The sequence below is a fragment of the Shewanella sp. MSW genome (assembly GCF_007636515.1).
Classification (GTDB): Bacteria; Pseudomonadota; Gammaproteobacteria; order Enterobacterales; family Shewanellaceae; genus Shewanella; species Shewanella indica.
On sequence record NZ_LVDR01000012.1, the window covers coordinates 52,813 to 66,434 of the forward strand.

The window sequence follows — 13,622 nt, forward strand, 5'->3', positions numbered from 1 at the left end:
AAAGTAGCCGAACACACAGTAAATCGCAAAAATTCCGTAATCAGGTATTGTAAGTTAATAAGTGGTTCGCTATTATTCACGCCGCTTTCAGAGGAGATGGTGATGGCACTCAGACGTCCAATGGTAGCAGGTAACTGGAAAATGAATGGCAGTGCGCAGTTAGCACAAGAGCTATTCAAGAAGTTTGCCAGCAAGCTACATAATGATTCTGTTGAAGTGGTTTTATGCCCACCAGCGATTTACCTGGAAAGCGTAAGGCAACTGCTCGAAGCTAACAAAGAAACCCTAAATGGTTCTCTGGTTAGAATGGGGGCTCAAAACCTGAGTCAGCACGATTTTGGTGCTTACACTGGTGAAACCTCAGGGCGGATGCTGAAAGATGCCGGTTGTCGTTATGTGATAATTGGTCACTCGGAACGCCGCCGTATGTACGGTGAGACGAGTAACATAGTGGCAGAGAAATTTGCTGCTGCTCAAAAGCACGGTCTGACTCCGATACTTTGTGTTGGTGAATCTGGCCCGGCTCGTGAGGCAAGACGTACCTTCGAGGTGCTTGCCGAGGAGCTTGATGTGGTAATCGAAAAGAACGGTACCATGGCTTTTGATAATGCGATCATCGCCTATGAGCCCCTTTGGGCTGTAGGGACAGGTAAGAGCGCAACACCGGAGCAGGCACAAGAAGTTCACGCGTTTATACGCAATCGCCTCTCTGAAGTGTCCCCTTATATTGGGGAAAATATCAGGATCTTGTACGGCGGCAGCGTCACACCGAGTAATGCTGCAGATTTATTCGCCCAACCTGATGTGGATGGTGGACTGATAGGCGGTGCTAGCTTAAACTCTACCGAATTCTTGAGTTTATGTTCAATAGCAATGAGCGCTTAATATGAAAGAAGTACTGATGGTTATTTACTTGTTGGTAGCTTTGGGTCTGGTTGGACTCATTCTTATCCAGCAAGGGAAAGGGGCTGACATGGGCGCATCTTTTGGTGCCGGTGCTTCAGGAACCCTGTTCGGTTCAGCAGGTTCAGGTAACTTTCTGACTCGGACAACGGCGATTCTCGCTATCGCGTTTTTCACTCTAAGCCTGGTTATTGGCAATATGAGTGCACACCACGTGAAGCAGGATACCAACATATTGGGGCCTGAAGTAGAACAGACCCAACAGTCTGAGACTAAAATTCCAGACTAATACCGAATATGCCGAGGTGGTGAAATTGGTAGACGCGCAGCCTTGAGGTGGCTGTGACCTAACGGTCGTGCGGGTTCAAGTCCCGCTCTCGGCACCAATCTTTAACTGAGTTAATCGATATGAAATTTTTCTCAGTTATTGCAAGTAAAAGCTGAAATCAGTAAACTTGCAGCAGTTGACGCGGGGTGGAGCAGCTTGGTAGCTCGTCGGGCTCATAACCCGAAGGTCGTCGGTTCAAATCCGGCCCCCGCAACCAGCTCCCAGTGATGAATTAAGCTGATAGATAATTCATCCTGTTTACAGGTTCTTGAACATAATGACCTCGTGATTACGGGGTTTTTTGTTATCTGGGACTTTTAAATTTGCTGCCTTTTACGGCAGCTCAATACTGGGGCTATTAATAGCCCTTTTTTGTTTTTCGGGGGTTACCTTGGCAACATTAGAATCCAGACTCACAGAAATGCTTACTCCGGCAGTGGAAGGCCTCGGCTACCAGCTCTGGGGTATTGAATTTGTTAAGGCCGGCAAGCATTCAATCTTGCGGCTCTTTATTGACGGTGAGAACGGCATTAATATTGAAGATTGTGCCAATGCCAGTCGTCAGGCGAGCGCCATTCTGGATGTCGAGGACCCAATCACTTCCGAATACACACTGGAAGTCTCCTCTCCCGGTCTCGATAGGCCGCTGTTCACCTCTGAGCAATATGGTATGTACCTTGGAGAGGAAGCAAAGATTCAACTGACTATGCCGGTGGCGGGTAGTCGTAACTTAAAAGGTACCATCACTAAGGTGGAAGGGCAGATGCTCACCCTGACAGTGGATGGAAAAGACTTGATTATTGCCTTGGATAACATCCGTAAAGGCAACCTGATCGCTAAGTTTTGATGGTTTCAAGGTGAACGAGGCAAGACGATGAATAAAGATATTTTGCTGGTCGCTGAAGCGGTTTCCAACGAAAAGGCTGTACCGCGCGAAAAGATTTTCGAGGCGCTCGAAATTGCGCTGGCTACCGCAACCAAGAAAAAGTATGAAGGCGATATCGATGTTCGTGTTGCCATAGATCGCAAAACCGGCGATTACGAGACTTTCCGTCGCTGGTTGGTGGTTGATGATAACGGTGAAGCGTTGGAAAACCCTTACCGTGAAATCACTCTGGAAGCGGCTCGTTATGAGAACCCTGAGATCCAGCCTGGTGAGTTCATTGAAGATGAAATCGATTCGGTACAATTTGACCGTATTACTACTCAAACCGCCAAGCAGGTAATAGTACAGAAAGTTCGTGAGGCCGAGCGCGCCCAAATCGTCGAGCAGTTTATCGACAAAGAAGGTGAGTTGGTTACCGGTGTGGTCAAAAAGAGCAATCGCGACAGCGTAGTAGTTGATCTCGGCAATAACGCCGATGGCGTGCTGTTCAAAGAAGACCTGATCTCCCGTGAGACTTTCCGTCCTGGTGACCGGGTACGCTCCCTGCTGTATGCTGTGCGTCCTGAGGCACGTGGTGCTCAGTTGTTTCTGACCCGCACCAAGCCAGAGATGTTGATCGAACTGTTCCGTGTTGAAGTACCGGAAATTGCCGATGAGATGATCGAAGTGATGGGCGCCGCCCGTGACCCAGGTTCACGGGCCAAGATCGCCGTGAAATCAAACGATCGTCGTATCGACCCTATCGGGGCTTGCGTCGGTATGCGCGGTGCCCGGGTGCAGGCTGTATCCAATGAACTCGGTGGCGAGCGTGTTGATATAGTGCTGTGGGACGATAACCCGGCACAATTTGTTATCAACGCCATGGCACCGGCCGATGTGGCCTCAATTATTGTTGACGAAGATAACCACTCAATGGATATCGCCGTCGAAGCCGATAGTCTGGCACAAGCTATCGGCCGCAATGGTCAAAACGTTCGTTTGGCGACACAGCTGACAGGCTGGGTACTGAACGTGATGACAGTGGAAGACATGAACAAGAAACATCAGGCCGAAAGCGCCAAAGTGATGGAGCTGTTCGTGGGTGCGTTGGATGTGGACGAAGATTTCGCCCAGGTGCTGGCCGACGAAGGATTCACCTCTCTGGAAGAGGTGGCTTATGTTCCTGTTTCCGAGCTGTTGGCCATCGAAGGATTTGATGAGGACATAGTTGCTGCATTGCGTGAGCGCGCCAAGGCTGCCTTGTCTACCCGTGCACTGGCATCCGAAGAAGCACTGGATGGTGCCGAACCTAGCGAAGAGTTGTTGTCCATGCCTGGAATGGAGCGCCACCTGGCGTACGTTCTGGCAAGTATGGGTGTGATAACTCTGGAAGATTTAGCCGAGCAAGGCATTGACGATTTGATCGAAATTGAAGAATTGACAGAAGAAAAAGCAGGTGAGCTCATCATGGCAGCCCGCAACATCTGTTGGTTTGGCGAAGAAGCATAGTCGATCAACAGGGGGATTTAACTGATGGCAGAGACAACAGTAGAGAAACTGTCCACTGAAGTGGGAAAAAGCGTAGACCGATTGATCGAGCAGTTTTCCAAGGCCGGTATCAAGAAAGGCAAGGATGACAGTGTCACCGAGGCCGAGAAACAGCAACTGCTGGACTACCTGAAAAAACAACATGGTGCGGACAGTGCGCCCACCAAGATGACATTACAGCGTAAAACCGTATCGACTCTGAGTGTTGCCGGCAGCGGCGGCCAGTCCAAAGACGTCAAAGTCGAAGTACGCAAGAAACGCACCTTTGTGAAGCGTGACCCGGCCGAATTGGCCCGTCAGGCGGAAGAGCAGGCCCGCGCCGAAGCGGAAGCCAAAGCTCAGGCAGAAGCCGAAGCGAAAGCCAAGGCAGAAGCTGAAGCCAAGGCCAAGGCAGAAGCCGAAGCGAAAGCCAAGGCGGAAGCTGAAGCCAAAGCCAAGGCTAAAGTGGCTCAGGATGCCGGTAAAGCCAAAGAAGAGGTTAAGGCCGATCCCAAGACCAGCGCTGAGCAGGAAGCTGCCCGTGTTGAGGCCGAGCGTCTGAAAGCGGCTCAGGCTGAAGCAGTTAAGCGCAAGGCCGATGAAGAAGCCGCCCGTGCGGCAGCCGAAGCCCGTCGCCTGGCTGAAGAGAATGAAAAACGCTGGGCCGAAGAAGAGCGCCAGCGTCTTGAAGCCGAGAAGCGCAGCGATCACCATATCACCACCTCCAAAGTGGCCCGCGCCGCCGAAGATACCAGTGATATGGATGAAGAGAAGCGTGGTCGTCGTTCACGTCACAAGAGTGCCGGTAAGAAACGTACCAAGGACTCCCGTGACGGTCGTGAGCGCAACATCCGCAATCGTGCGCCTCAAGCCATGAGCCATGGCTTCAATAAGCCGGTTGCTGCGGTAAACCGCGATGTACGCATAGGTGAAACCATTACTGTGGCCGAACTGGCGCAGAAGATGGCCATCAAAGCCACTGAAATCATCAAGACCATGATGAAGATGGGCTCTATGGTGACCATTAACCAGGTACTGGATCAGGAAACTGCCCAACTGGTTGCCGAGGAGATGGGTCACAAGGTTGTGCTTATCCGTGAAAACGAGCTGGAACATCAGGTTCTGGCTGACCGTGACGGTGAAGATGTCAAACTGGAGCCTCGTGCGCCGGTTGTGACCATCATGGGTCACGTTGACCACGGTAAGACTTCGCTGCTTGACTATATCCGTCGCACTAAAGTCGCGGCCGGTGAGGCCGGTGGTATTACCCAGCATATCGGTGCCTACCATGTAGAAACTGATAACGGCATGATCACCTTCCTGGATACTCCTGGCCACGCCGCGTTTACCGCTATGCGTGCCCGTGGTGCCAAGGCCACAGATATCGTGATTCTGGTGGTGGCTGCCGATGATGGCGTAATGCCTCAGACTATTGAAGCTATCCAGCATGCCAAGGCCGGCGGTGTACCGCTGATCGTGGCAGTGAACAAGATGGATAAGCCTGAAGCCGATGTCGATCGCGTCAAGAGTGAACTGTCCCAGCACGGCGTGATGTCGGAAGATTGGGGCGGCGACAACATGTTCGTGTTTGTCTCTGCCAAGACAGGTATGGGCGTGGACGAGCTGCTGGAAGGTATCTTGCTGCAAGCTGAAATCCTCGAACTCAAGGCTGTACGTGACGGCATGGCCGCCGGTGTGGTTGTTGAGTCTCAGCTGGACAAGGGCCGCGGTCCTGTTGCTACCATCCTGGTTCAGGAAGGTACTCTGCGTCAGGGCGATATCGTTCTGTGTGGTCTGGAGTACGGTAAGATCCGTGCCATGAAAGATGAAAACGGCAAGAACATCACTGAAGCCGGTCCGTCGATTCCGGTTGAAATCCTGGGTCTGTCCGGGGTGCCTTCTGCCGGTGACGAAGCGACAGTTGTTCGCGACGAACGTAAGGCCCGTGAAGTTGCCCTGTATCGTCAGGGTAAGTTCCGCGACATCAAGCTGGCGCGTCAGCAGAAGTCCAAGCTGGAAAACATGTTTGCCAACATGACCGAAGGCGAAGTGAAAGAGCTGAATATCGTGCTCAAGTCTGACGTACAGGGTTCTTTGGAAGCCATCGTCGACTCGCTGACTCGTCTGTCTACCGAAGAAGTGAAAGTGAACATCATCGCCAGTGGCGTGGGTGCACTGACCGAGACAGATGCGACTCTGGCCGCAGCGTCCAACGCCATCATGGTGGGCTTCAACGTCCGTGCTGACGCTCAGGCTCGTAAGACCATCGAAAGTGAGAGTGTGGATCTGCGTTACTACAGCGTGATCTACGACCTCATCGACGAAGTCAAGTCGGCCATGAGCGGTATGCTTTCTCCTGAATTCAAGCAGGAGATCATTGGTCTGGCTGAAGTGCGAGATGTGTTCAAGTCGCCTAAACTGGGTGCAATCGCCGGCTGTATGGTGACCGAAGGTATCGTTAAGCGCAGCGCACCTATCCGGGTTCTGCGTGAGAACGTGGTTATCTATGAAGGTGAGCTTGAGTCTCTGCGTCGCTTTAAAGATGACGTTAGCGAAGTTCGCAATGGCATGGAATGTGGTATCGGCGTGAAGAACTACAATGATGTTCGCGTAGGCGACCAGATTGAGGTGTTCGAAACCGTCGAGGTTGCCCGTACCCTGTAACGACAACATCGAAAAGGGCGGCTGAGGCCGCCCTTGTTGATTTTGGGGAAGAATACTATGGCAAAAGAATTTAGTCGTACCCGGCGTATCGCCCAGCAACTGCAACAGGAACTGGCGCAGGTACTGCAGCGTGATATGAAAGATCCTCGTGTAGGCATGGTCACAGTCAACGACGTGGAAGTCTCACGGGATCTGAGTTATGCAAAAGTGTATGTCACCTTCTTTGAAGAAGACCCGGTTAAGGTTGATGAAAAGCTGGCTGCACTCAACAAGGCAGCACCTTATGCCCGCACCCTGGTTGCCGGCAGAATGAAGCTTAGGGTGATGCCTGAACTGAAATTTGTCTATGACAAGTCTCTGGTCGAGGGGATGAGAATGTCCAACCTGGTAACCGAGGTTATTAATAAGGACAAGGCCAAGCAGCAAACCTTTGGCACCGAATCTCAAGACAAGGATGAGGAAAACAACTGATGGCGCGTCGTCCCAAAGGCCGTTTGGTCGATGGTATCGTCCTGTTGGATAAAGACACAGGCATGAGCTCCAACTTTGCCCTGCAAAGGGTAAAGCGGATCTACAATGCCGCCAAGGCTGGCCATACCGGCGCGCTGGATCCACTGGCGACCGGGATGCTGCCCATCTGCCTTGGCGAAGCTACCAAGTTTTCCCAGCACCTGTTGGATGCCGATAAACGTTATCTGGTGACTGCCAAGCTTGGGCAGCGCACTGATACCAGCGATTCAGATGGTGAAGTAGTGCAAACCCGGCCGGTTGAGTTTTCCATGGCCCAACTGGAACAGGCGCTGGAGCATTTTCGTGGTGATAGCATGCAGGTGCCTTCCATGTACTCGGCGCTCAAGTATCAGGGTCAGCCCTTGTACAAGTACGCCCGGGAAGGTAAAGAGGTGCCTCGCGAAGCCAGGCCTATTCACGTCTATGAGCTCAAGTTCATCTCTTGGGAGAATGACGAGCTGACGCTGGATATTCACTGTTCCAAGGGCACTTACATTCGTACTATCGTAGATGACTTGGGTGAAATGCTTGGTTGTGGCGCCCATGTGATCATGTTGCGTCGTACTCAGGTGGCGGGTTATCCCTATGAACGCATGGTTAGTCTGGCACAGCTCGAAGCCTTGCTGGAACAGGCCATGACCGAAGAGCGGGTGCCTTCCGAGCTATTGGACCCTTTGCTGCTTCCCATGGATACGGCGGTTGCCGACCTTCCAGAGTGCAATGTCCCCGATGCCATGGCCGGATATCTGCTTAATGGTAACCCGGTGCGGGTTGCTAAGTTGGAAGCCGATACTCTGGTGCGGATCACCTTGGGTGACAGCAAACGCTTTATTGGTGTCGGCATGATGAATGATGATGGTTTGCTGGCTCCCAAGCGCTTGGTAGTGTTGCCTGAGGCAAAAAGCTGAGCTTGACTTGCGATCTACAGCCCTTGGGGTTATTATGTCGCGCCCTTGGCTGAGTTAGTGATCGGCTGGGGAAACTATCAAGACTATTTTGGAGAGACACATGTCACTAAGTACTGAAGCGAAAGCGAAAATCCTGGCTGAATTCGGCCGTGGCGAAAACGATAGCGGTTCTACTGAAGTTCAGGTTGCGCTGTTGACTGCTCAGATCAACCACCTGCAAGGCCACTTTAAAGAACACACTCACGATCACCACTCACGTCGTGGTCTGCTGCGTATGGTTAGTTCTCGTCGTAAGCTGCTGGCTTACCTGAAGCGTACCGACGTTGCTCGTTATACCGCTCTGATCCAGAAGCTGGGTCTGCGTCGCTAATCGCGAACTGTACCAAAAGAAGAGGAGGCCCAGGCCTCCTTTTTTTGTGTCTGCAATTTTGGGGAAGCGTATTTTAGCTCGTCCCTTTTCACTTAATGTCAGTCCTCTAAAACCGATTGATTACAATTCAGCTCAGTTGGCCATCCAATTTGAGGATCCTGGCAGTATGGGGGGCTATGTATTTAGCTTCAAACTCCTCCAGTGACAGCGGCTGACTGAAATAAAAGCCTTGACCTATGGCGCAATGATTTTGCTTCAGCCATTCAAGTTGCTGCTCGTTCTCAATACCTTCAGCGACAATTTTCAGATCCAATTGTCGCCCCAGCATCAGAATGGTGGAAGCTATTGCGCTCTCTTGAGGAAGATCGGTCACAAAACAGCGGTCAATCTTCATGGTGGTGATTGGTAGGTGTCTTAGGTAAGAGAGGGATGAGTAACCCGTGCCGAAGTCGTCGACGGCAATACCAAAGCCTGCCGATTTAAGCTGTTCAAGCTTGCTGATCGCCAGCTCAATGTCATTCATCAATGAGGTCTCGGTGATCTCCACCTCCAACAGTTCGGGCCTTATTTGATAGCGCAGGGCCATCTGTTTGATATCCGGTACCAGGCTGGCGTCGGCAAACTGTTGTGAAGCGACATTGACAGCGATTGGAGGACTGAAGTTATAGCGTTTTTGCCAGCGCCGCAGTACCCGGCAGCTTTGCTCTATGACCCAGCGGCCAATAGGAATGATGATCCCGGTTTCTTCGGCAACCGGAATAAAGGACATGGGGCTTATCAAACGGCCGTCTTTTTGCCAGCGGATCAGTGCCTCACATCCCACCAGTTCACCGGTCTCGATATTAACTTTTGGTTGAAAGTGCAGCAGAAATTCGTTGTTGCGAATGGCATCGTGCAGCGAGGCTTCGGTGCGCAGTCTCACCGCCGCCCGCTCTGTCATCTGCTGCTTGAAGAAGGCCCATTGGTTAGAACCGGCTGCCTTGGCGCTGTACATGGCGATATCGGCGTGACGAATAAGATCTTCGGCACTCAGGCCATCTTCGGGATAGATGGAGATGCCTATGGATGCGGCCGGGTGAATGGTATGTTCATTGAGTTGCACCGGGGTGTTGAGCTGGATTAACAGCTTGTCTACAAAGTCGGCCGCCTGAGTTGGTGATTGAATCTCATCGGCCAGGATCACAAATTCATCCCCACCGAGACGGGCCACAGTTCCCTTGTCTCCGACCACCCGTTCCAGAATCCGGGCAATTCTTGCCAGAAACTGGTCACCCACCGCATGCCCCAGTGAGTCGTTGACGTTTTTGAATCTATCGAGGTCGATAAACAGCAGGCTGAAGTTGCGTTTATGTACCCGGGCACGCTGAATGGCAACGGCTATAGTTTCCAATAACAAGGTACGGTTGGGCAGGCCGGTGAGAGGGTCCCGGGTCGCCATTTTGCGCAGCTTGCTTTGGGTCTGGCTGAATTGTTTAAGGATCTGATTGAATTTGGAGGTTACCAGTCCCAATTCGTCATCTTTGTGGTTGGCTGATACCGGCAGCATGTTTTCATCCGGTGACTCAGGGTCAATTTTGTCTATTGCTTCACTGATCCGGGCGATGGGTTGGGTCAGGAAACGGTGGAACACTATGGACAGCACCAGTGTCAGAAACAACGCCCTGGCCAGGGTGGCGGCAAAACTGAACTGCAGTTGGCTGATCAGGCTTTGGGTCAACTCTCGGGTATCATAATTGATGGTGAGCGTGCCTATCAGTTGCTCTTTTTCCGCGCCTTCAAAATAAAAAGGACGTTGCAGTGGCCTTGATATCTGCTTGAGATCGCCAAACAGTTTGAGACTCAAATGTCCAAAAGTATCAGAAGGCTCAGGACGGCTGCTGCCGAGATTGACGAATAGGGAGTTGTCATCCAGGGTGATCCTGGCTGAACCGACATGCTCCACTTTCATCACGCCTTCCATTGTCTGACGCGCCAAATTGTCATCCAATGCCCAGACCGCATTGGCGGCCGGTTGTTCAACTGAGTCGAGTAACTCTTGTTGACTACTGAGCAACGATTGCCTTTCTGTGGTCACTACAATCAAAATTTCAATGATAAAAATAGCAACGGCAAAGAAAAGAGCTGTGAAAACCACCAGATTGGTTTGCTTCCAGGTGAGCGACTTGAACCTGGCGGTATTCATCTGCCTTTTCCTGCTATTATGGGGGCGAATTCTATATTCAAGGCTAGTCCAATTCGGTAGCAATGCAGCAACATGTGATTGATATAGTCCACTTTAGAAAAAAGAAGCGTCTTTGTCATCATCTGGCACTCTTTATCTATTCTAGAGGTTTGCAGTATACTTACGCGCGAAATTCAAGGTTATTAAATTAAGGAATGGGTCAAGTGAATCCAATTGTAAAAAGTTTTGAGTATGGTCAACACACAGTCACTCTGGAAACAGGGGTTATTGCACGCCAAGCCGATGCAGCCGTTCTGGCCAGCATGGGCGATACTACAGTTCTGGTGACTGTGGTTGGCAAGAAAGAAGCAGACCCAAGCCGTGACTTCTTCCCGCTGACTGTTAACTATCAGGAAAAGACTTACGCAGCCGGTAAGATCCCTGGTGGTTTCTTCAAGCGTGAAGGTCGACCATCCGAAGATGAAACACTGATCGCCCGCCTGATTGACCGTCCTATCCGTCCACTGTTCCCTGATGGTTTTACCAACGAAGTTCAAGTGATCATCACTGTGGTTTCTGTTGATCCACAGATCGAGCCAGACATCGTGGCCATGATAGGTACTTCTGCTGCTTTGGCTATTTCCGGTATTCCATTCAATGGTCCTCTGGGTGCGGCACGTGTCGGTTACATCAATGGCGAATATGTGCTGAACCCTGGTGCAGAGCAGCGTGAAAACAGCCAGCTGGATCTGGTTGTTGCCGGTACCCAGAGCGCCGTGCTTATGGTGGAATCTGAAGCCAAGGCCCTGCCTGAAGAAGTGATGCTGGGCGCCGTGGTATACGGTCACGAGCAGCAGCAGGTAGTGGTTAATGCCATCAATGAACTCAAGGCCGAAGCCGGTAAGCCTGCTTGGGACTGGACTGCTCCTGTTGCCAATGAAGAGCTGGTTGCCAAGGTTAAGGCGCTGGCAGAGGAAGGTCTTACCGCCGCTTACCAGATCATCGCCAAGCATGAGCGCCGCGATGCGGTAGTTGAAGTCAAGAAAGCTGCTATTGAAAAGCTGCTCGAGGAAAACCCTGAACTGGATCAGCGTGAGCTGGACGGCCTGCTGGGTAGCCTGGAGAAGAAAGTGGTTCGTAGTCGTATCATCAAAGGTATGCCTCGTATCGACGGTCGTGAGCCTGATATGGTACGTGCCCTGTCTGTGATGGCCGGCGTGCTGCCACGTACTCACGGTAGCGCCCTGTTCACCCGTGGTGAAACTCAGGCTCTGGTGACCTGTACTCTGGGTACCGAGCGTGATGCACAGAAGATTGACTCCATCATGGGCGAGCGTACCAACCGCTTCATGTTGCACTATAATTTCCCTCCATACTCTGTTGGTGAAACCGGCATGGTGGGTTCACCCAAGCGTCGTGAAATCGGTCACGGTAAGCTGGCATGGCGTGGTATCAACGCCGTAATGCCTTCTGCTGAAGAATTCCCATACAGCGTGCGCGTAGTATCTGAAATCACTGAATCCAACGGCTCCAGCTCTATGGCGTCTGTGTGTGGTACTTCTCTGGCGCTGATGGATGCCGGTGTACCTATCAAGACTTCAGTTGCCGGTATCGCCATGGGTTTGGTGAAAGAAGGTGATGATTTCGTCGTATTGTCTGACATTCTGGGTGATGAAGATCATCTGGGTGATATGGACTTTAAAGTGGCTGGTACCCGTGATGGTGTAACCGCACTGCAGATGGATATCAAGATTGAAGGTATCACCAAAGAGATCATGGAAATTGCACTGCAGCAAGCCTATGGTGCCCGTGTGCATATCCTTAATGTGATGGACCAGGCCATTGGCTCTGCCCGTGACGATATCTCTGACCACGCTCCACGTATCACTACCATCAAGATCAACCCTGAGAAGATCCGTGAAGTGATAGGTAAGGGCGGTGCAACTATCCGCGCGCTGACCGAAGAGACTGGTACTACCATTGAGCTGGAAGACGATGGCACTGTAAAGATTGCTTCAAGCAATGCCGACGCCACCAAGGAAGCTATCCGCCGCATTGAAGAGATCACCTCTGAAGTGGAAGTGGGTCGCATCTACAAGGGTAAAGTTATCCGCATCGTTGACTTCGGTGCCTTCGTTAACATACTGCCCGGTAAAGATGGTCTGGTACACATCTCTCAAATCGCTGAAGAGCGTGTGGCCAACGTATCCGACTACCTGCAACTGAATCAGGAAGTTGCCGTTAAGGTAATGGAAGTGGATCGTCAGGGCCGTGTACGTCTGTCTATCAAGGAAGCACAACAAGCCGCTCCAGAAGCTGCCGAGTAAGCTTTCATTGCATGAGAAAAGGAGACCTTAGGGTCTCCTTTTTTATGGTTAAAACTTAAATTATCTTGGATTTGCCACCGCAGGCGGATAGCGTAGGTACGGCTGTATTGCTATGATTGAGCCTGCATTGGGATATGACAAAGGATGGATTGGATGAGTTTTAATCTGCGCGCCGCTGTGTTTTCTGTACTGGCCGGAGCCAGTTTGCTGACTTCGGGATGCGCTTCCCTGCCGGCGTCTGAAGCCAACAGTGAATTGTTGGTTGCCCCTGTTTTGCCGGACTATAAGTTGGAAGTCACTCTGGCAAAACTCAATGAAATCCTGGCCAGGGCTGAACTCACTACCGAGCAACGGGCTCGTTTTCATTATGACCGCGGCGTTATATACGACAGCGTGGGCTTGAGGATCTTGGCTCGCATCGATTTTCATCAGGCGTTGAAACTGCAACCCAACTTAGCTGATGCCTATAACTTCCTCGGTATTTATTACACTCAGGAGGGGGAGTTTGAGAGCGCTTATGAGGCCTTTGATGCGGTTCTTGAGTTGTCTCCTGAATATGATTATGCCTTCCTCAATCGTGGTATTGCACTTTACTATGGCGAGCGCAAACAGCTGGCTGCCAAAGACATGGAAAGCTTTTATCTCAAGGATGAAAGTGATGGTTACCGGGCGCTGTGGTTATATCTGATCGAATATGAGCTCTCCCCCCAGGAAGCGCTGGCAAGGTTGCAGTTTAATCGTACCCGTTTGGATGACAATGCCTGGGCGACAGTGTTGGTCGACTATTACCTGGGAGCGGTTGATGAATCTCGGGTGTTTGCCATGGCCAAGAGTGGCCTGACTCACCCCAAAGAGTATGCAGAGCGCTTGTGTGAAACCTACTTTTATCTGGCTAAGGTGGCGGCCGAACAAGGCGATAAAGATAAGGCTGCTGATTATCTGCGCCTGGCACTGGCCACCAATATCTATGATTTTGTCGAGCACAGATATGCCCGAATGGAACTGGCATTGCTGGAGCAAACGCCGGAACCTGTGCAACAGACGGCTAACTGATCTACC

At 51.4% G+C, this 13,622-nt stretch carries 11 protein-coding genes and 2 tRNA genes; 12 read left to right on the forward strand and 1 reads right to left on the reverse strand.

Annotated elements, in window-relative coordinates; translation table 11 throughout:
- Positions 1-102 precede the first annotated feature (102 nt).
- The 10 genes from tpiA (at position 103) to rpsO (ending at position 8,075) form a co-directional block, all read left to right on the forward strand.
- Positions 103-885 carry a triose-phosphate isomerase gene (tpiA, locus tag AYI96_RS13920; RefSeq protein ID WP_039033635.1) on the forward strand — a complete coding sequence of 261 codons (783 nt, stop codon included), beginning with the start codon at positions 103-105 and terminating at the stop codon, positions 883-885.
- A gap of 1 nt (position 886) precedes the next feature.
- The gene (gene secG / locus AYI96_RS13925) at positions 887-1,192 is read left to right on the forward strand and encodes a preprotein translocase subunit SecG (protein WP_039033636.1); all 306 of its coding nucleotides are present in this window, start codon (positions 887-889) and stop codon (positions 1,190-1,192) included.
- 10 nt (positions 1,193-1,202) lie between these two features.
- Positions 1,203-1,289 (forward strand) — tRNA-Leu (locus tag AYI96_RS13930).
- Between the two features lie 82 nt (positions 1,290-1,371).
- Positions 1,372-1,448 (forward strand) — tRNA-Met (locus tag AYI96_RS13935).
- 174 nt (positions 1,449-1,622) lie between these two features.
- A complete protein-coding gene (rimP, locus tag AYI96_RS13940; protein ID WP_039033637.1) occupies positions 1,623-2,078 on the forward strand; it encodes a ribosome maturation factor RimP in 456 nt (151 codons plus the stop codon).
- Between the two features lie 27 nt (positions 2,079-2,105).
- Positions 2,106-3,605 carry a transcription termination factor NusA gene (nusA, locus tag AYI96_RS13945; RefSeq protein WP_039033638.1) on the forward strand — a complete coding sequence of 500 codons (1,500 nt, stop codon included), beginning with the start codon at positions 2,106-2,108 and terminating at the stop codon, positions 3,603-3,605.
- A 24-nt stretch (positions 3,606-3,629) separates the two neighbouring features.
- Positions 3,630-6,287 (forward strand): translation initiation factor IF-2, encoded by a 2,658-nt coding sequence (infB, locus tag AYI96_RS13950; RefSeq protein WP_039033639.1) that lies wholly within the window; start codon positions 3,630-3,632, stop codon positions 6,285-6,287.
- 57 nt (positions 6,288-6,344) lie between these two features.
- On the forward strand, positions 6,345-6,758 hold the full coding sequence (gene rbfA, locus AYI96_RS13955; RefSeq protein WP_039033640.1) for a 30S ribosome-binding factor RbfA: 414 nt from the start codon (positions 6,345-6,347) through the stop codon (positions 6,756-6,758).
- The gene (gene truB / locus AYI96_RS13960; RefSeq protein ID WP_039033641.1) at positions 6,758-7,705 is read left to right on the forward strand and encodes a tRNA pseudouridine(55) synthase TruB; all 948 of its coding nucleotides are present in this window, start codon (positions 6,758-6,760) and stop codon (positions 7,703-7,705) included. The genes rbfA and truB overlap by 1 nt, the downstream gene beginning before the upstream one ends.
- Positions 7,706-7,805: 100 nt before the next feature.
- Complete coding sequence (rpsO, locus tag AYI96_RS13965) at positions 7,806-8,075, forward strand: 30S ribosomal protein S15 (RefSeq protein WP_039033642.1); 270 nt, start codon at positions 7,806-7,808, stop codon at positions 8,073-8,075.
- Positions 8,076-8,202: 127 nt separating this feature from the next.
- On the opposite strand, the gene AYI96_RS13970 is transcribed toward rpsO, so the two are convergent.
- Positions 8,203-10,257 (reverse strand): putative bifunctional diguanylate cyclase/phosphodiesterase, encoded by a 2,055-nt coding sequence (locus AYI96_RS13970; RefSeq protein ID WP_039033643.1) that lies wholly within the window; start codon positions 10,255-10,257, stop codon positions 8,203-8,205.
- A 203-nt stretch (positions 10,258-10,460) separates the two neighbouring features.
- Here AYI96_RS13970 and pnp point away from each other — a divergent pair, with 203 nt between their 5' ends.
- Together pnp and nlpI are read left to right on the forward strand one after the other, a co-directional pair.
- Complete coding sequence (gene pnp / locus AYI96_RS13975; RefSeq protein WP_039033644.1) at positions 10,461-12,563, forward strand: polyribonucleotide nucleotidyltransferase; 2,103 nt, start codon at positions 10,461-10,463, stop codon at positions 12,561-12,563.
- A gap of 153 nt (positions 12,564-12,716) precedes the next feature.
- Positions 12,717-13,616: a lipoprotein NlpI gene (gene nlpI / locus AYI96_RS13980; RefSeq protein WP_071475603.1), complete on the forward strand. Its 900-nt coding sequence runs from the start codon at positions 12,717-12,719 to the stop codon at positions 13,614-13,616.
- Positions 13,617-13,622 lie beyond the last annotated feature (6 nt).